The sequence below is a fragment of the Butyrivibrio sp. AE2032 genome (assembly GCF_000702965.1).
In genome coordinates, this window is the sequence record NZ_JNLF01000003.1 from 1,885,419 (window position 1) to 1,904,321 (window position 18,903).

Sequence of the window (18,903 nt, forward strand, 5' to 3'; positions counted from 1 at the left end):
CGTTATCCTATTAGGAGAATATTTTTCATTGACGAGCTGGCAGTTTTGACGGCTTGTTTTTTGTCTTTAAAAATAAGGTTTGGAGAGAACTTCAGCAACTGGGCAAGCATATTTAATGGCCTTTATGTGGAGTTTATTTTTTATCTTTGCATCATTCAGGCGTTGGTGTTCTTTGCATATGATGCCAGAAGGGTTTCCGTGTTCCTTCAGGATCCGGTGGAGAATTTCATGTCGGTTCTTAAGAGCAAAATCCTGATGATCGTACTGGTGATGTTCTACCTCTACGGAGCTCAAAAGGGGGAACTGTCCTCAAGGCTTGTGGTGGCGCTGCTGTTTTGTCTTTCTGTGTTCATTGGCTACGCCTTCAGGATGACATACAGGAAGATATTCCTTAAGAACCACGCCTGGGAGACAAGGCTTAGGACTATGGAGCTTAGGGCTCCTTATCCTGGCAGCAAGGAGATAGTAAAAGAGCTTCAGGACGGCGGTTACGATAATGTACTGATCCACCCAATTTTCAAAGATGGGGAAGTGGATGATAGCACCCTCCAGACTCTTAAAACTTGTGAAAAGGCTGGCATAAGGGCGTTTATAGGCCTTGAAACACAGGGCTACAAGGTTCGTTCCGGAATTGTGACTGATGTAAAGGGCTATGCTACGATTCCTGCCTACATCCGCAAGGAGAAGTTCAAGCTTTTTGGCATTAATTACAGCATTGCAAGGCCTGAGGAGGCTGTTCATCATGTCATAAGACACATCAAGGAACTAAGTGGACAATATATCTGCTTCTCTAACGTCCACACCTCTGTTATGGGAAAAGAGAATTCGGACTACCGGGAGGTTCTTAACAGTGCAGCTTTTGTCTTCCCTGATGGAAAGCCTGTTGCAGTTCTTCAGCAAAAGAATGGCATCATGGGAGCTGAGCGTGTGGCCGGTCCGGACTTCATGGAGCATATGTTCAGAAATACTCAGGATGGAAAAATAAGCCATTTCTTCTATGGTTCATCCCAGGAGACAATTGATGCCCTTAGAGAGAATCTTGAAAGAAACTATCCTGGAATTAATATAAAGGGAATGTATTCTCCGCCTTTCAGACCTTTATCTGACGAGGAGGACAAGGCAGACGTTGATATGATAAATGAGTCTGGAGCAGATATTGTGTGGATCGGTCTTGGCGCTCCGAGACAGGAAAAATGGATGAATGCCCACAAGGGCAAGATTAACGGAGTAATGATGGGAGTTGGTGCCGGTTTCGACTTCCACGCCGGAACCATCAAAAGAGCTCCTGCATGGATCCAAAAGATTGGTTTTGAGTGGCTCTACCGCCTGTTCCAGGATCCGGGACGTCTCCTTAAAAGATACGTTGTTACCAACGCCAAGTTCTTCTGGTACCTTGTAACCAGCCGATAAAAGCGACTTAAAACATCTCAAAAGCAACTCTGTTACGGAGTTGCTTTTTTCTGTTTGCGCGCCATGGGCGCGCTCTAACGGGTGCAAGTCCCGAACACGCCCAGATAGTGGGAAGTGTATAGCCGAACAGCAAGGGTGTCCATTGTGAGGTGGAATCTGAAGGAAGCTGTAAGCAAATCTCTGGTCCGACGGACAGAAATCACATATAAGGCTAGGCTACGAGAGATAAGTTGGCAGAAAGCAACGAAGTCTAATAACTATCACATTTGTAGTAGCAGAGTAAATGTGGCGGATATATGGAGAGAAAGAGCGTGCACCTTAAGCGTGGAGATCTCACAGAGGTTTCATTAGCCTAGTAACAACGAACTGTGAGAAGTCAGCCGAACCCATAGTAGCGAGGAAGTCTCTGTAATGGAGATGGAGTGAAGGGGTGAACAATCAATAAGTTTGAGTATGTCTCGTGTTGCAGAAATGACAACACCTGCCGTAACCAATCGGGATAAAGGTGGTCAAATCAAGCGAGGCGGAAAGGAAAGAACGCATGGACACAAGTAGTCTAATGGAGCAGATACTATCTAGTGATAATCTCAACAGAGCATATCTGCAAGTCGTACGAAACAAAGGTGCAGAGGGAGTGGACGGAATGAAGTACACAGAACTCAAGGAACATCTTGCAAAGAACGGCGAAATCATCAAGGAACAGTTGAGGACAAGAAAGTATAAACCTCAGCCAGTACGAAGAGTGGAGATACCAAAGCCTGATGGCGGTGTCAGAAACCTAGGAGTACCAACAGTAACAGACAGATTCATACAACAAGCCATAGCACAAGTTTTAACACCAATCTATGAGGAACAATTTCATGACCACAGTTATGGATTCAGACCTAATAGATGTGCACAGCAAGCAATCCTAACAGCGCTCGACATGATGAATGACGGTAATGATTGGATTGTAGATATTGACTTGGAAAAGTTCTTCGACACAGTTAATCACGATAAACTTATGACTATCATAGGTAGAACCATAAAAGATGGAGATGTTATTTCTATTGTTAGAAAATACCTAGTCAGTGGAATCATGATTGATGATGAGTACGAGGAATCTATTGTGGGAACACCACAAGGAGGGAATCTCTCGCCATTATTGGCGAATATCATGTTGAATGAACTTGATAAGGAGATGGAAAAGCGTGGGCTTAACTTTGTAAGATACGCAGATGATTGTATCATCATGGTTGGTAGTGAAATGTCTGCTAATAGAGTTATGAGAAATATCTCCCGATTCATTGAGGAGAAACTAGGTCTCAAGGTCAACATGACCAAGAGTAAAGTGGACAAGCCGCAAGGACTTAAATACCTTGGATTCGGATTCTACTTTGATTTCAGGGCGCATCAGTTTAAGGCAAAGCCACATGCAAAATCAGTAGCAAAGTTTAAGAAGAGAATGAAAGAACTAACTAGCCGTAGTTGGGGCGTTAGCAACAGTTACAAGGTGGAAAAGCTCAATCAGCTCATCAGAGGTTGGATAAATTACTTCAAGATAGGTAGTATGAAAACACTTTGCAAGGAAATGGACTCAAGAATTCGTTTTAGATTGCGTATGTGTATTTGGAAACATTGGAAAACTCCACAGAATCGTATAAAGAATTTGATGAAGCTTGGAGTTGATAAAGACACGGCTTGGAGTACAGCCTATACGGGCAAGAGGATAGCCTATGTATGTCAGCTAAGAGTAATGAACTTTGCGATAAACAAAGAAAGACTAACCCGCTTTGGATTAGTCTCAATGTTAGATTACTACACCGAAAGATATGTTACTTGTTAAGTTGATTGAACCGCCGTATACGGAACCGTACGTACGGTGGTGTGAGAGGTCGGGAAAATTTATTTAATTTTCCCTCCTACTCGATTGGCATCCTTTTATAAATATCCTTTGACCCACGGCGGGTGTGGCTGTATAATGTTCTACGATTGTTATGAAATAATGGGAGCATGAAATGAATCAGAAATACAAGACCTTTCAAACGTATATGCTGTGGGGAATAGATATGGTGTGCATTGTGGTCACCTACTTTTTTGCTACATGGCTAAGATACAATGCAACCAGGGACTACGGTGACAAGACGCTGCACTACATGGTGTGCGTAATATTCCTTCTGGCGTGTTCAATCTACACCTTCCTGGCAGACTGGAATAGAGACTTTATCTTACGTGGCTACGCAAAAGAGCTGTTCTCGGTTCTGAAAACCATTGGCATCATGGTACTGGGAACACTGGTAACTGTTTACTTTCTGAACTGGACTAACATCCTTTCCAGATTTGTGATCATCAACTTTATCTGGATGGATATAGTGCTTACCTATATCTGCAGGATTCTGTTCAAGAGATTTTTATGGCGCCACATCAACAGCGAGAACAATGTTACCAAGGTCGTGGTTGTTTCAGAAAAGGCCTTGATGGAGAACACCATCAAAAGACTTATTACTGAAGGCGAGAAGGTTGGATACAAGGTTGTAAGAGCCTACTGCGCAGATGCAGAAAAGCCTGAAGGTGAAGAACCCTGGTACATCGAGGGAGTTCATGTACATTACGGTATAAATGATCTTACCTCAAGGCTTATCACTGATCCCTTTGACGAGGTAATGATCAATGCACCTCATATTTCTCAGGGACAGCTTGAAGACGTGATTCTTGGTTTTGAGGAGATGGGGGTTACAACCCACTACAACCTGGAGCTTCCAAGCGTAGGAATGGCTCGTGCTCAGGTTGAGGAGTTCATGGATTATTCAGTTCTGACCTATTCCATGAACCGAACAAGCTACAAGAGGCTCTTTATAAAGAGATTTTTCGATATCATTGGTGGATTTGTGGGACTGGTTCTTACAGGAATTATCACTATCTTCCTTGGACCTGCCATCAAGCTTGATTCTCCTGGCCCAATTTTCTTCTCCCAGACCAGAGTAGGAAAGAACGGCAGACGTTTTAAGATCTACAAGTTCAGGTCCATGTACATCGATGCTGAGGAACGAAAGAAAGAGCTTGAGGCACAGAATGAGGTTAAGGGTCTCATGTTCAAGATGGAGAATGACCCCAGAGTTACCAAGGTTGGAAATTTCATTCGCAAGACCAGTCTGGATGAGTTTCCTCAGTTCCTGAACGTCCTTAAGGGCGAAATGAGTCTTGTAGGCACAAGACCCCCGACAGAGAATGAGTTTGAGCAGTACAACGAGCATTACAGAAGACGTCTTTCAATGACGCCCGGTCTTACAGGCCTTTGGCAGGTGAGCGGTCGAAGCAATATTGAAGACTTTGACGAAGTAGTTAAGCTGGACCTAAAATATATCGACAACTGGAGCCTTACTGAGGACTTCAAGATCCTGCTGATGACAGTGGGGGTAGTTCTTTTCGGCAAAGGAGCAAAGTAAAGATTTCGAGGCAATCCTTAGGGGTTGCCTTTTGAATTACTATGGAAAAAAATGGGGAATCGGTGGTAAAATACCATAAGGGATTAAAATGAGGAGGGTATGCGTAAATGCTTGATAAGAATGTAAGCCTTGAAGGCAGGAGAATCCTGGTTACAGGGGCGGCGGGGTTTATTGGTGCCAATCTTGTGATGGAACTAATTAAAAGATATCCTGACTGCCGTATACTTGGCGTTGACAATGTAAATGATTACTACGATGTGGGCATAAAGAAGTACAGGCTTGATAAGATCGCAGAAGTCGTAAATGAGGATGAGCAGTTTGAACTGGTTCGTGGAAGCATTGCTGACAGGATCCTGATTGATAATGTGTTTAATGAGTTTAAGCCTGAGGTTGTGGTGAATCTGGCTGCCCAAGCGGGAGTTAGATATTCTATAGAGAATCCTGATGCCTACATGGAATCCAATGTGATGGGATTCTACAATATTCTCGAGGCTTGCAGACATAATCCCGTTCAGCATCTGGTGTATGCCTCAAGCTCAAGTGTTTACGGCGCAAATAAGAAGATTCCATATAGCGTAGATGATAAGGTGGATAATCCGGTATCTCTTTATGCTGCAACCAAGAAGAGCAATGAGCTTTTGGCACACGCATATTCAAAGCTCTATGGAATCCCTGCAACAGGCCTAAGGTTCTTTACCGTATATGGACCTGCAGGCCGCCCTGATATGGCTTACTTCGGTTTTACTAATAAGCTCCGCAACGGAGAGACTATAAAGATATTTAACTTTGGCAATTGCAAAAGAGATTTCACCTTTGTGGACGATATCGTAGAAGGCGTTGTGAATGTGATGCAGGTAGCGCCTGCTGAGAACGAAAACGGTGCCAGATATAAGGTCTATAACATTGGCAACAACGATCCGGTGAACCTTCTTGATTTTGTAGATATCCTCCAGCAGGAGCTGGTTTCAAATGGTGTGCTTCCAGAGGATTACGATTTTGAAAGACACAAGGAGCTGGTGCCAATGCAGCCGGGAGATGTGGAAGTTACTTATGCTGACACGAAGGCTTTGGAGGAAGACTTTGGTTTTAAGCCGTCGACACCTTTAAGGGAGGGCCTTAGGTCTTTTGCAAAGTGGTACAAGGAGTATTACAGGATATGAAACTTAAAACATCAGCGATAAGCTGGGGAGTGACTTGCTTATATATACTGTGTATCATCCCATTGCTTTGGGTTGCCTGGTACAACTATCCATCGGCAGATGATTTTTCTATGGGCTACAGAGCTTATTGGGATTACAAGGCTTCAGGCGGGAATGTCTTTGCAGCAATCTGGGCTGCTTTGTACATGGCTTGGTACGACTATATGAACTGGATGGGGTACTATACTTCGACCTTTTTTCTGTCGCTTCCACCCAGTGTTTTTGATGAAAGACTGTATTTTCTTGGAGCTTATATCCTTATTGGGGCTTTAAGCCTGTCAACAATCTACCTGTTCAAGGTGATATTTGTAAGAGTCCTTGGAAGAGACAAACATCTCACAAACTGCATTACGATGCTTACACTGCTTATGACTGTTGTGTGCCTCCCCAGAGGTGGCACGAGAGTTGAGGCTTTCTACTGGTACTGTGGTGCGGCAAATTATATTCTGATGTATTCCTTTGGGCTTTTCTACATTGGATTACTGCTATCTGCAGTTGTAGATGAGAAGCGCCGGAAAAGAATCTTTCACATTGTTATGGCCTGTATCACAGCAATTCTCGTGGGCGGCGGAAATTATATGTCATCCCTTTGTGCGGCTGTTTTCACATTGATGTTTATTGTGTGGGTTTTCTACAGGAAGAAAGACAAGGTTTTTCTTATGCCTGCGGTTGTTAACCTTGTAGCCTTTGCCCTTAGCTGTCTTGCTCCAGGAAACAATGTCCGTGGAAGTGATGTTCAGGGCTTTGGATTTGTTAAGACTATTTTTATCTCTATATACTATGTGCTGGATCTATGCATTAATGAATGGACTACCTGGGCGGTATTGCTGCTTCTTGTTATGTGTATGCCTTTCATGTGGAAGATGACAAAGGACTGTAAGCTGACCTTTAAGTATCCTTTGCCGGTGCTGTTCTTTGGATATATGTTTACAGCTGCCAATGTGGCACCACCTTTGTTCAGTCTGGCTAATATTGAGTCCGGAAGACTTCGTGCACTTTTCTATATCCAATACATTTTGTTATTGGTGCTGTGCCTGTTCTATGTTTTGGGATGGATTAGGACGGTTGTTACAGGAAATAAGTCTGGCTCGGAGCATGCTGAAAGTCAAAACATTGGGTATATCTCAGGAGCATCTGCTAAAATGCTGTGTGTTTCTGCTATTCTATTTGCGGTTTTGTCTATTATTACAGTTATTCCTGATATGGATTTCTTTTCCACCACCTGTGCTATAGAAGATATAGCCAGTGGTGAAGCGGCTTATTACAGGCAGCAGAACATGGAAAGAAGAGAACTGATGCTGGATGATTCTGTCACAGATGTGGTAGTTGAAAGCTATAAATATGAGCCTGATATGATATTCCTGGTGGATATTACCACGGATCCTGAGTTCTGGACAAATAACAGCATGAGAAGATATTATGGTAAGAATAGTGTTGTAAGGACGGAGAAGTAATGGCAAAGTATAAAAAGTTTGTCTCTGTGGTTGCCTACATGTGCAATTCCGGGGACAGCGTTGAGAATTTCATCAAAAGTGTTATGGGTGAGGCGACAGCTCTTTTTGATAAGTGTGAGCTGGTGTTGGTGAATGATGCCTCTACTGATGACAGCCTTGAAAAGGTCCGTGGGTACTTTGATAAGAATCCTTCGGATTACATGGTGAGCATTGTTAAGCTTGCTTCCAGACAGGGCGTGGAGATGGCCATGAATGCCGGAAGAGATCTGGCAATTGGAGACTTTATCTACGAGTTTGATGACTGCGTAGTGGACTACGACATGACAGTTGTTGGAGAAGCCTTCGAGGAGTGCCTTAAGGGTAACGACGTGGTGTCAGTATCTTCTGATTCAAGGACCAGGTTGTCATCAAGGCTCTTTTACCATGTGTATAACAGATTCAGCGGAACTCAGCACCCCATCGGAAATGAGACCTTCCGCGTGCTTTCAAGGCGCGCTGTAAACCGTGTCAAGGCCATGGGAGTTTATATTCCTTACCGTAAGGCTGTGTACATGAACAGCGGACTTAAGGTTACCGGCATAAGCTACAAGTCAATGGCAGCCGGCAGAGGAACGCATTCAGTTAAAAGAAAAAGAACCGGACTTGCACTGGATTCCTTCATTTACTTCACAGATGTGATGGAGAAGGTATCCTTGGCCATCAGCGTGGCATTCTTTGTTATTGCGCTTATCGTTGTGATCTACGTGGCACAGAGCTTCTTTATGGATGAGCAGCTGGAATCCGGCTGGGTTTCTGTTATGGGATTCTTATCCATCGGATTTTTGGGAATCTTCTCGCTGCTGACTATAGTGCTGAAGTATCTTTCAGTTGTTGTGAGCCTGGTATTTAAGCAGCAAAGGTACCTGGTTGAGGACGTGGAGAAGATTTCCGGGAATTGAGCGCATGAAACGAGCAAGGTAAGGCTACTGCTTCTTTGAAATGGATTTCTACGTAGCATGAAATGGCGCTGGACTCGGAAAAACTTAATACAGAATGCTACTTAAACGTGATTTATTTATGATAAGTAGCATAAGCTCAGCCATCAAACGCATAAAGAGGCATTTTGAGGCTACTTTGCTGTAAGTATTGTGGTAGAAGTAGCTTTGGCATAGAAATACTTGATAGGATGATTTGATTTGGGGACTAATAATACTTACGACAAGATAATAATAGGCGGTGGGCTGTATGGCCTTTATGCTGCGACCTTTTGCGGGAAACGTGGAGAGAAGGTGCTGGTGCTGGAGTACGACGATGCGCCTTTCAAGAGGGCGACGTACATCAACCAGGCCAGGGTACATATGGGATATCATTATCCGAGATCTCTTTCTACGGCACTTAAGTCAGCTGGATATTACCGCAGATTCCATGAGGACTACGGGTTCTCTATTCATGAAAAGTTTAAGCAAATTTATGCTACCAGTGGACAGTTTTCATGGACAAATGGAGAGCAGTTTAAGGATTTCTGCAAGGCAGCAGGGATCTACTGTAAGGAGGAAGCACCTTCGGCTTATTTCAAAGATGGAGCTGTAGATGGAGCGTTTCTTACTGAGGAAGATACCTACGATGCGATGATCCTCCGTGACTACTTCCTGGATGAGATTGCAAAGCTTCCGGGAGTTGAATTACAGCTGAACGCAAGGCTTGGATTCATACACAAGCTTTCGGACAGATATGAGGTTGGATATGGAATCGCGGATGAAAATACAGGCAGCCACGTGGCGTCAGCTCCTTTTGTGCTGAACGCAACCTACGCATCCTGCAACCAGATCCTCAAGATGGTGGAAGACAAGACAGGCTCAAGTGATGATGACTTCAAGTCCTTTGGAATAAAATATGAGCTTTGCGAGATCATTCTCTGCAAGCCCTCCAAGGCTTTGGAACCCTACGGCTTTACAGTTATGGACGGACCATTCTTTTCGATTATGCCTTTTGGAAAGACCGGCTATCATTCACTGACTTCTGTTACCTTTACGCCTCATGTTACAAGCTACGATGAGGTTCCGAAGTTCAGCTGCCAGATTGGAACAGACTGCAAGCCGGAGCAGCTTTGCAACTGCAACGACTGTCCTAATAAGCCGGCATCTGCCTTTGATTACATGAGTCATCTGGCTGAAAAGTACCTGCTTCCTGAGTACGGCTACACCTATGAGAAATCTCTTTTCTCCATGAAGCCAATTCTTAAGAGCAGTGAAGTGGATGATTCCAGACCAACAACAATCCGGGTAAGCAGCACAAATCCTACATTTGTCAGCGTGCTTTCCGGAAAGATCAACACGGTTTATGACCTGGATGAATACCTTAAGTAAAATATATGGAGATATGAGTTAATGACAGTAGATATACTTTTCCCGGTTCTGAATGAGCACCTCCGCTTAGAGCGCGGAATCAGGAGGACCATGGAATACCTTGATAAGAATAAGAGCATTCTGGAAAAGGATGCGACTTTTACCCTGACGATTGTGGATAACGGCTCAGATGATGACACGCCTGAAATCGCACAGCGCCTGGTAAAAGAATTTTCGGACCACGATACACCTTATATAACTGTAAGATACTTCCGCCTTGAGCAGAGAGGTGTTGGAATTGCCTTCAGAAAGGGCGTTGAAGAGTGTACTTCAGACGTGGTTGGTTACATGGATATTGACCTTTCCACAGATATCAGTTACCTTCAGAAGATGATCGAGATCTTCAGGGATAAGCCTGAGATAGTGTACGTAAATGCTTCCAGATTCTCTAAGGAATCTGATGTATCTGGTCGTAAGTGGTACAGGAAGATAACTTCAAAGGGACTTTTGATTATCCTTAAGAGCGTCCTTAAGATGAAGAGCACCGATGCAATCTGTGGCTTCACCTTCGTTCGTAAGCCCGAAGCCCTCCGCCTCGTATCCGAGTGCTCCAACGACAACGGCTGGTTCTACATGATCGAGTTCCTGCTCCGCGCAGAGAGAGATGGAATGAATATTTTAGATATGCCTGTTGAGTGGGTCGAAGACTATGATACAACGGTAAACGTGCCAAAGACCGTCAAGAACTATCTGATCAACATCAGGCGACTTAAGAAGGAATTCGACAAAGAAGATAGAGCGAGAAAGTAATCTATGTTTATATGGTGCCGGCAATCTAGCAAATGTTATGTGCAAGGAGCGATTCTTCAGCTCTATGGAGAGAAGACAGGCTCACAGCTTGGCTTCTCGGAATGTTTTGAGCTCTTGAGCAGAGTACTTGGCGAGGTATTTTTCGAGCCTAGTACGAGCCAAGGGCATGCACTTAACGAAGTGTTTTTGAGTTTAGTGCAGTGTCCCAGAGCGACGGTACATACATTTGCTAGATTGACGGCACAGAGGAAGGAGATAATGCAATGCTGAAACGAATTGATCTTACAAGAGACTATCATAAGCATAAGGCTGAATATATGGCTGCCATTGAGGCGGTGTGCGAGGAGACTGCTTTTTCCGGTGGCTCTTTTGCTGATAAATTTGATAAGGAGTTTGCGGACTACTGCCACGTTAAATATGCAACCGGCGTAAATAACGGCACCACAGCACTTCAGGCTGCTATGATCGCGCTGGGAGTTGGCCCTGGGGATGAAGTTATTGTACCTGCCAACACTTATATTGCGACAGCCTGGGGCGTTACCCATGCTGGAGCAACCCCTGTTTTTGTGGACTGTACAGCTGACACCTGGGAGATTGATCCTTCGAAGATCGAGGAGAAGATCACAGATAAAACCAAGGGCATTATCGGCGTTCACCTTTATGGACAGCCCTTTGATTTTGCAGGGGTTAAGGCTATAGCTGATAAGCATGGACTTTTCGTTGTTGAGGACTGCGCTCAGGCCCATGGTGCTGAGTTTGAAGGAAAGAGGGTTGGCGGACTTGGAGATATCGGATGCTTCTCTTTTTACCCGGGAAAAAATCTCTATGCCTTCGGTGAAGGCGGATCCTGCACCTCTAATAACGAAGAATATATTGACACGATCAACGTGCTTAAAAACCAGGGATGTCGCGTAAGATATTATCACGAGAGGATTGGCTACAACATGCGTCTTGAGGGTGTTCAGGGAGCAGTGCTTTCTGTAAGCCTTAAGTATCTTGATGAATGGACAGCTCGTCGCCGTGAGATCGGAAAGCGCTACATGGCTGAGATCAAGAACGATAAGTTCGTGCTCCAGGCTCACCCTGAGAACACTGATCCTGTGTTCCACCTCTTTGAGGTTCAGGTGCCTGATCCGGACGCATTCCTTGCATACATGGCTAAGAACGATGTTGAGTGCAACAGGCACTATCCTGTTCCCTGCCATCTCCAGAAGGCCTATGCAGACCTGGGATACAAGGAGGGTGACTGCCCTAACGCAGAAAGACTTGCTGCTCACTGTGCAACATTGCCTCTTTTCCCTGAGATGACAGATGAGGAAGTGGCTCTTGTAATAAAGCTCTGCAACGAGTATTAAGATGAATAAGGCGCTGAATATATTCAACAGAATAATAGCCGGCTGTCTTATGCTTGCAGCTGTTGTGGTTCTGGTGGTGAGCACATTCACTACCATCTATTACGACATGCATATTGACGTGGATTTTCCACAGTATGGAAAAGAAAATATCCCGCTTTTGGCAGTTCTGGTGGCAGCAGTATTTTTGGTATTCTGGCTGATCTACAGGGCTAAAGGCTTTCAGAAATCCTACATTTTTTTAGGACTGATGCTTTGCTTTGTAACTGCCTATTGCCTTACGTTGATCTTTTCTATAAGACCTCTTCCTGTGGATGATTCTCTTTTCCTGGATAATGCTATCAACGACTTTATGGATGGGGATTACAGCTCACTGACCAGTGGAGGTGGATACCTTAACACCTGGCCCTTTCAGCTTGGATATGTTGCATTTGGCCAGATCATGGTGAGCATTTTTGGAAAGAGCAATTACTTCGCCTGGGATATTGTGCAGCTCTTTTGCATACTTATCACGATTTATCTGATCTATAAGATAACCTGGGAACTTTTCGAGGATGAGGAAGTTTGCGGTATTGTGGCGCTGCTTTCTATGGGCGCTTTATTCTTTTATAACTATGTGACCTATATTTACGGCGATATTCTGAGTATGGCACCTCAGACGCTGGCTCTGTACATGATGGTTCTGTATGTTAAGCGGGAAAAAGATGGCTATGCGCTGATCTCGGCCATTTCCATAGCCTTGGCGGTATTGCTTAAGACCAACAGTGAAGTGACATTGATCGCGCTGGTGATGATACTGATAGGGAGTGCTTTTCGCTCTAACTGCCAGAAGGTAGATGGGGAAAATGGTGAAGGAACTGCTGCAGATGGCAATGCTACGGTCATAAAAACAAAGAGCAATCTGCCTAGACGCCTCGTCAACCGAATAATCCTGGCAGTCATAATGGTCCTCATAACTTTTGGTGCAAAAGCCGGAGTGGATGCCTATTACTGTCATCTTACCGGCCTTCAGGAAATCCCGGGAGGAAGCCCTGCCTGGTCCCATATAGCTATGGGCCTTCAGGAAAGTGAGCTGGAGGATGGATGGTATAATGGATATAATTATCAGGTCTTTGGTGAGAATGGCTATGACACAGAAAAGACCGCGGAAGTAGCCAAAGCCAATATAATGGAGACCTTGACGGACTTTGCCCATAGGCCTTTGCATGCCTGCAGATTTTTCCTTAGAAAGTTCACAACCCAGTGGGCAGATTCTGTATGCATTTCAACCCACAACCTGGATCTGGTTTCAAGACATGTGGAAAATCAGCCCTGGCTCTGTGACTACCTGGTATTTGGACAGGGCTCTCAGGTGCTTATATGGGTAATGAATGTGTTTATGTCAGTGTGTTACCTTGGTGTGGCAATATATCTTTTCCAGATTCTGGTGCGCAGACATGCAACCACAGAAGAGATGCTTATACTGATACTGATCTTTGGAGGAATTGTCTTCCATGAATTCTGGGAAGGTGCCTCAAGATATACAATGAGATATTATATATACTGGCTGCCCTATGCAGCTTACGGAATAAAGAAACTGGTAAAGAGATAAGATTACTATGGACTTTTTTGCAAACACCTTGAAAGGAAAATATGATCTTTCGGATGATTACCATGAAGGAGGTTTGAAACCTTCCTTGTGGTGTCTTTTGAGCGCCTTTGGGATTCTTTTGATCTGCTCCAGGAGCTCTTTTCTCTATGTGTTCAATCTCTGGGATGATGCCAACAGCTATCTTACTGTGGGAAAGTGCATATTCAGGGGATTTGTGCCCTACAGAGATCTGTTCGATCAAAAGGGTATAATGCTGTATTTCATATATGGCTTGGCTTCACTGATATCAGCCACCACCTTCAGGGGTGTGTTTGTTATGGAGATAATTGCAGCGTTCTTTTCGCTCCTGGCGATCCTTAAGATATATCAGCTTTTCCTGGAGCCAAGGACATTTCCTTATATTCTCACGCCTATAACAGGGGCTGTGATATATTCTTCAAGGAATTTCTACTGGGGTGGATCTGCGGAAGAATTTCTTTTCCCCTTTATCCTGTGGGGCATGTATCTGTCAGTTAAGCACTTCAGAAGAAATTATCCTAAATCCATGGATTATGGTACGGTACTGGTTGGTGGTATTTTAGCTGGCTGTGTATTGAACATAAAATTCAATTCCCTGGGGTTCTTCTTTGGATGGATGGCGGTGGTGTTCTTTGCGGACCTTATAGGCGATAGGAATATTCCAAAGGCTATTATCAGCTGCTTTGTTTTCCTTGGGGGAATGCTTCTGGCAACTATTCCCTGGATCATTTACTTTGGAATCCATGGGGCAATCGGCGACTGGCTATATGTTTACATCTATAAGAATGTGTTTGAATACTCCGAGAAGATGTCTTTGGGCCAGAGACTGGCGGCTTTCTATAGCATAATCAAGGACCATGCCTTTAACAATAAGGTAGCAGCTATTTTCATAGCTATAGGAATTGTCTACTTCATTGCGTCAACTGTTTCAAGCCTTTTGTATGAGGACAGGAATTCCCTGGCGAAAAGAGATCGCTTCTTCGTTGAACTTCAGATTTCGGAGCTTATAAATCTCGGATCACTTTTCTTTTTCCACCTGCTGGTGATTTTTATTGGAGGAGTAAGTATTTCCTATTACTCTTTTCCAATAAATGGATTTGCACTGTTTGGTTTTATACCGTTTTGTTATATAATAGAAAGGCTCCTTAAGACACGTATTGAAAAGAACACTCACGGAAGGAATTACGAGGGGGCAATCCTTGATTCTTCCTTAGCATTTGGACTGAGCCTTGTTTCTTTTGTGGCAGCCATTATAGTAGTGTGGTTTGGCAGCGTGAATGTTAAATCCATGGGACTGACCCAGGATCAGCTTTGGCTCTATAAGTTCAGAGACTATATCAGGGCTTCGGGAGTTGAAGATCCAGGGATCATTGTTGAGAATGGATTTGATCCGGGAATCTATACGGTGCTTGATGTAGAACCTATTTGTTATTATTTCCAGACCCAGACCCTGAATATGCAGGAGGTTTTGGAATATCAGAAACAGTATCTTCACAGCGGAGAAGCGGATTTCATAGTATCCGTTGGTGGAGTGGCCGAAGGTGAGGGCGACAGGTATGACTTTATCATGGAGGAGCGATGCACTTTCTATGATTTTGATCAGTCCTATCTGCTGTACCAGAGAAACGATACCCCGGCTGAGGAACAGTAAATATTTTTTGAGGAGAATTAGTAATGCCAATCAGAGTTAACAGTTTTATGGGAAAGTTTGGCTGGTTTGCCAGAAAGCATTTCCCTATGCTTGCAAGTAATGCATATCTTAAATTGCAGTTTGTAACAAGATCCAAGTCACAGAAGGCTTACTGTGATTACTTCCTTAATGCCAAGGAAGTTCCAATGCCAAACGTGGTAAACATTGAGACCATCAATAGATGCAATTCCACCTGTGCCTTCTGTACAGCCAATGTTCATGCGGAAAAGAGACCTCTGGCTAAGATTGACGATGCGCTCTATGAGAGCATTATTGATCAGCTGGCAGACTGGGGCTACAAGGGACATCTTACTTTATACGGAAACAACGAGCCATGGCTTGATACTAAGATTGTAGAGAGACATAAGTATGCCAGGGAGAAGCTTCCTGAGAGCTTTATCTTCATGTCCACCAACGGACTTATCCTTAAGATTGAGGATGTTAAGGCCATTGCTCCATATATAAATCAGCTAATCATAAACAACTATTCATTGGAGATGAAGCTTCACAAGAATATTCAGGAGATCTACGATTACGTTAAGGCTCATCCTGAAGAGTTCAAGGATCTTGATATCCAGATTCAGATGAGATACCTTCAGGAGGTTCTTACAAACCGTGCAGGTTCTGCACCTAACAAGCAGGAGACCCAGAAGGTGATAAAAGAGACATGTCTTTTACCCTTCACAGATATGTGGATTATGCCAAACGGAAAGATGGGACTTTGCTGCTGCGATAACTTTGAGGTTACTGACTTCGGCGACCTGAACAAGATGAGTCTTAAGGAGGCCTGGGGATCTGAGAAGTTCCAGGAGGTTCGAAGGAAGATTGCTGAAGGCAGACAGAACTATCCATTCTGCAAGCACTGTGACTTTATTGATGCAGGCTTTAGAATGCAGATTGTAAATGCGATCCTCCGTGGAGATCAGGATGCAGCCAATAAGCTTGGCGGTCATGAGAGAATGAAGATCGGTAACAAAAATAACGATGATGATGGTATCAAATAATCACCATTTCGAAATGAGGTAAAGAGTGGATAAGATAGCGGTACTGATTCCCTGTTATAACGAGGAAAAGACCATTGGAAAGGTAGTCCGGGATGCAAAGGCTGCCCTTCCTGAAGCAACTGTATATGTGTATAACAACAATTCCAAGGATCGAACAGCTGAGATTGCTGCAGAGGCCGGTGCTGTCGTTCGCAATGAGTACATGCAGGGCAAAGGCAATGTCATAAGGCGTATGTTCCGTGAGATAGATGCTCTTGTTTATGTTATGGTGGACGGCGACGACACCTATCCTATGGAGTCTGCTCCTGAGATGGTTAAAGCGGTCCTTGAGCATAATGCAGACATGGTTGTTGGGGACAGGCTTTCTTCTACCTACTATCAGGAGAACAAAAGACCTTTCCACAACTTTGGTAATAATCTGGTACGTGGCAGCATCAATAAACTCTTTGACTGCAACATCAGGGATATTATGACCGGTTTCAGAGCATTCAGCTATGAGTTCGTTAAGACATTCCCTGTACTGTCAAAGGGATTTGAAATAGAGACTGAGATGACTATTCATGCTGTTTACAACAACATGCAGATCGACAACGTGGTTATCGATTATAGAGACAGACCGGCAGGTTCTGAGTCCAAGCTCAACACCTTTGATGACGGTTTCAAGGTTCTTAAGACTATTGCAAGACTATACAGAAGCTATAAGCCCTTTGGGTTCTTTAGTATGGTGGCAGCAGTGCTTGCCCTGCTTTCAATTATTTTCCTGGTTCCTATTATCAGGGAGTACTGGGCTACGGGCCTTGTTCCAAGGTTCCCAACCCTTATTGTATGTTGCTTTGTCATGATGGCAGCTGTACAGAGTTTGTTCTCGGGACTCATTCTTTCAACACTGGCAATCAATAATCGTCGTGAATTTGAAATGCAGCTTAATATGCTTCAGAGACATAAAGAGACAGACTATGCCAAAGAGGAGCAGAACTAAAAGTCTTATTTTATAAGAGGGGGAATTATGAAAAAGACTGTTAGGGGGGCACTATACATTGTCATGCTGGTATTTATACTGATTGACTTGTATATGCTGTTTCACAATTTGGGGGAAGGATTTTTAAATTCAACAGATGAGGCATATCATGCAACTAATGCCTATGAGATGCTTAAGGATGGGAGATGGATTGTTAATACCTACAGAGGTGCTGTGGACTATTTCAATTCAAAGCCTCCCTTTTGCCTGGATCTGATTATCCTGTCATACAAGGTCTTTGGTGTTTCAGCCTTTGCAGCCAGGTTTCCATCAGCTGTAGCTGGGGTCTTGACTCTTCTACTGGCGGTGGAATTTCTTTTACTTGTTAAGAAAGATCTCGCGTCAGCGGCTTTCTTTCCGGGGCTTTTCGCTTCATGTTCAGCTTTTTTTTCTTTTCATATGTATCGCGCTGCCGAAATGGACGGATGGTTCAATCTGTTTTTTATGATAGCCATGTTGGCTCTTCTTGTCATGATTGAAAAGCCAAATGCTATGTATGTTTATGGCGCAGCTTTGGGGATGGCATACATGTGTAAGGGCCCTCATGCTGCCCTTATCTTTATTATCGGCCTTTTATATATTCCAAGGATCAAAAATGCTTTTAAGAGTCCGAAGCGAGTTGTTGTTTCAGCGTTCTTAGCGGCATTTTTGCCAATTTTATGGATGATAAAAAGATATTTATTTGATGGGACAAAATTCCTGGAAGCCCTGATGTTTGGTGAGACCGTGGAGAGGATGGCTGAAGCTCGGAGCTCATTTTGGGCACCTATAAGGAGTTTTGTTACCTCAAATATAATGATCATTTTTATCGTGCTTCTATTTACAGGAACTGTTATCAGAACGATAAAAATAAAGTCCTTTTCAGAGGCTGTCAAAGAGCTTGGAAAGTTCTTTGACGATAATTTGCTGTATGTTTATTGGGCTCTGGTTCCGGTGCTGTTCTTCGCTATTACAAAAAGTCATTTGTCCTGGTATACGTATGGCTCTTTGATTGCCATGTGTTTTCTGACGGCAAGTTATATAGGTGAATTTAGCAGAAATGAGGAGGTTGTGCTTTCGAATTGCATCATCTATGGCCTTGCGTTCGTAATGCCATTCATCTTTATTTTGCCATGTGTCAAGTGGGACCTTAATCTTAATCTGACTGCAGGCCACAACCTGAATAATTACACTGCCCAGATGATAGAATTTGGAAGGAAATATGGATATCAATATGGGGGAACCAATGCATATCTGGTTTCACTTCTCAGAGATGATTCGAAGCAGGGACACTGGGAACCTAAGTTTGTTGCTCCTGCGGAAATGTATTGTGACCTTGTTCCTGTGGACGGAACCGTGGAGGACTTTCTGGCAGAGGATAATGCCATTCTGGTTATAGATGAATACTACTGGGATGAATATGCACCGGTACTTGCTGGATATGTAATCCTTTCGAATGATGATTACCTTATCTTGAGTTCTGAGACATACTAAATAACGATAATTACAACCGTAAAATGGTTAAATTCTTAAGACTTTCTTAAGATTAGCAGCAGAACTTCTTAAGATTTGCCCAAAGCACTTCTCAAATGCAAAAAGCGTGATAAAATTGCATTTGAAAAGAGGAGA

At 43.7% G+C, this 18,903-nt stretch carries 14 protein-coding genes; all 14 read left to right on the forward strand.

Features of this window, described 5'->3' with window-relative positions; translation table 11 throughout:
- Positions 1-60: 60 nt before the first annotated feature.
- The 14 genes from BO18_RS35595 to BO18_RS10415 all read left to right on the forward strand — a co-directional run bounded on the left by BO18_RS35595 (position 61) and on the right by BO18_RS10415 (position 18,768).
- Positions 61-1,410, forward strand: a complete 1,350-nt coding sequence (locus BO18_RS35595) for a WecB/TagA/CpsF family glycosyltransferase (protein ID WP_242856550.1) — start codon at positions 61-63, stop codon at positions 1,408-1,410.
- Positions 1,411-1,951: 541 nt separating this feature from the next.
- The gene (ltrA, locus tag BO18_RS10350) at positions 1,952-3,235 is read left to right on the forward strand and encodes a group II intron reverse transcriptase/maturase (protein WP_034445975.1); all 1,284 of its coding nucleotides are present in this window, start codon (positions 1,952-1,954) and stop codon (positions 3,233-3,235) included.
- 172 nt (positions 3,236-3,407) lie between these two features.
- Positions 3,408-4,835 carry a sugar transferase gene (locus BO18_RS10355; protein WP_034445977.1) on the forward strand — a complete coding sequence of 476 codons (1,428 nt, stop codon included), beginning with the start codon at positions 3,408-3,410 and terminating at the stop codon, positions 4,833-4,835.
- Between the two features lie 107 nt (positions 4,836-4,942).
- The gene (locus BO18_RS10360) at positions 4,943-5,995 is read left to right on the forward strand and encodes an NAD-dependent epimerase/dehydratase family protein (RefSeq protein ID WP_034445980.1); all 1,053 of its coding nucleotides are present in this window, start codon (positions 4,943-4,945) and stop codon (positions 5,993-5,995) included.
- Entirely contained in the window at positions 5,992-7,488 is a 1,497-nt protein-coding gene (locus BO18_RS10365) for a DUF6056 family protein (RefSeq protein ID WP_034445982.1), read from the forward strand. The genes BO18_RS10360 and BO18_RS10365 overlap by 4 nt, the downstream gene beginning before the upstream one ends.
- Complete coding sequence (locus BO18_RS10370; protein WP_034445984.1) at positions 7,488-8,426, forward strand: glycosyltransferase; 939 nt, start codon at positions 7,488-7,490, stop codon at positions 8,424-8,426. Before BO18_RS10365 ends, BO18_RS10370 begins: the two co-directional genes overlap by 1 nt.
- A gap of 237 nt (positions 8,427-8,663) precedes the next feature.
- Entirely contained in the window at positions 8,664-9,833 is a 1,170-nt protein-coding gene (locus BO18_RS10375) for an NAD(P)-binding protein (RefSeq protein ID WP_034445986.1), read from the forward strand.
- A gap of 21 nt (positions 9,834-9,854) precedes the next feature.
- Entirely contained in the window at positions 9,855-10,622 is a 768-nt protein-coding gene (locus BO18_RS10380) for a glycosyltransferase (RefSeq protein ID WP_034445989.1), read from the forward strand.
- Positions 10,623-10,885: 263 nt separating this feature from the next.
- Positions 10,886-11,977 (forward strand): DegT/DnrJ/EryC1/StrS family aminotransferase, encoded by a 1,092-nt coding sequence (locus tag BO18_RS10390; protein WP_034445994.1) that lies wholly within the window; start codon positions 10,886-10,888, stop codon positions 11,975-11,977.
- A gap of 1 nt (position 11,978) precedes the next feature.
- Positions 11,979-13,565: a glycosyltransferase family 39 protein gene (locus BO18_RS10395; RefSeq protein ID WP_034445996.1), complete on the forward strand. Its 1,587-nt coding sequence runs from the start codon at positions 11,979-11,981 to the stop codon at positions 13,563-13,565.
- A 73-nt stretch (positions 13,566-13,638) separates the two neighbouring features.
- Positions 13,639-15,234, forward strand: a complete 1,596-nt coding sequence (locus BO18_RS10400; protein WP_185752401.1) for a hypothetical protein — start codon at positions 13,639-13,641, stop codon at positions 15,232-15,234.
- A 23-nt stretch (positions 15,235-15,257) separates the two neighbouring features.
- The gene (locus BO18_RS10405; protein WP_034446000.1) at positions 15,258-16,277 is read left to right on the forward strand and encodes a radical SAM/SPASM domain-containing protein; all 1,020 of its coding nucleotides are present in this window, start codon (positions 15,258-15,260) and stop codon (positions 16,275-16,277) included.
- Between the two features lie 25 nt (positions 16,278-16,302).
- Complete coding sequence (locus BO18_RS10410; RefSeq protein WP_034446003.1) at positions 16,303-17,256, forward strand: glycosyltransferase family 2 protein; 954 nt, start codon at positions 16,303-16,305, stop codon at positions 17,254-17,256.
- A 27-nt stretch (positions 17,257-17,283) separates the two neighbouring features.
- Positions 17,284-18,768, forward strand: a complete 1,485-nt coding sequence (locus BO18_RS10415; protein ID WP_034446005.1) for an ArnT family glycosyltransferase — start codon at positions 17,284-17,286, stop codon at positions 18,766-18,768.
- The last annotated feature ends 135 nt before the right edge of the window (positions 18,769-18,903 follow it).

What these genes read in the sequence shown, in the direction of transcription:
- BO18_RS10355 (WP_034445977.1), top strand. Translation starts at nt 3,408, where the DNA reads ATGAATCAGAAATACAAGACCTTTCAAACGTATATGCTGTGGGGAATA.
- ltrA (WP_034445975.1), top strand. Translation starts at nt 1,952, where the DNA reads ATGGACACAAGTAGTCTAATGGAGCAGATACTATCTAGTGATAATCTC.
- BO18_RS10405 (WP_034446000.1), top strand. Translation starts at nt 15,258, where the DNA reads ATGCCAATCAGAGTTAACAGTTTTATGGGAAAGTTTGGCTGGTTTGCC.
- BO18_RS10370 (WP_034445984.1), top strand. Translation starts at nt 7,488, where the DNA reads ATGGCAAAGTATAAAAAGTTTGTCTCTGTGGTTGCCTACATGTGCAAT.
- BO18_RS10390 (WP_034445994.1), top strand. Translation starts at nt 10,886, where the DNA reads ATGCTGAAACGAATTGATCTTACAAGAGACTATCATAAGCATAAGGCT.
- BO18_RS10380 (WP_034445989.1), top strand. Translation starts at nt 9,855, where the DNA reads ATGACAGTAGATATACTTTTCCCGGTTCTGAATGAGCACCTCCGCTTA.
- BO18_RS10395 (WP_034445996.1), top strand. Translation starts at nt 11,979, where the DNA reads ATGAATAAGGCGCTGAATATATTCAACAGAATAATAGCCGGCTGTCTT.
- BO18_RS10415 (WP_034446005.1), top strand. Translation starts at nt 17,284, where the DNA reads ATGAAAAAGACTGTTAGGGGGGCACTATACATTGTCATGCTGGTATTT.
- BO18_RS10360 (WP_034445980.1), top strand. Translation starts at nt 4,943, where the DNA reads ATGCTTGATAAGAATGTAAGCCTTGAAGGCAGGAGAATCCTGGTTACA.
- BO18_RS10365 (WP_034445982.1), top strand. Translation starts at nt 5,992, where the DNA reads ATGAAACTTAAAACATCAGCGATAAGCTGGGGAGTGACTTGCTTATAT.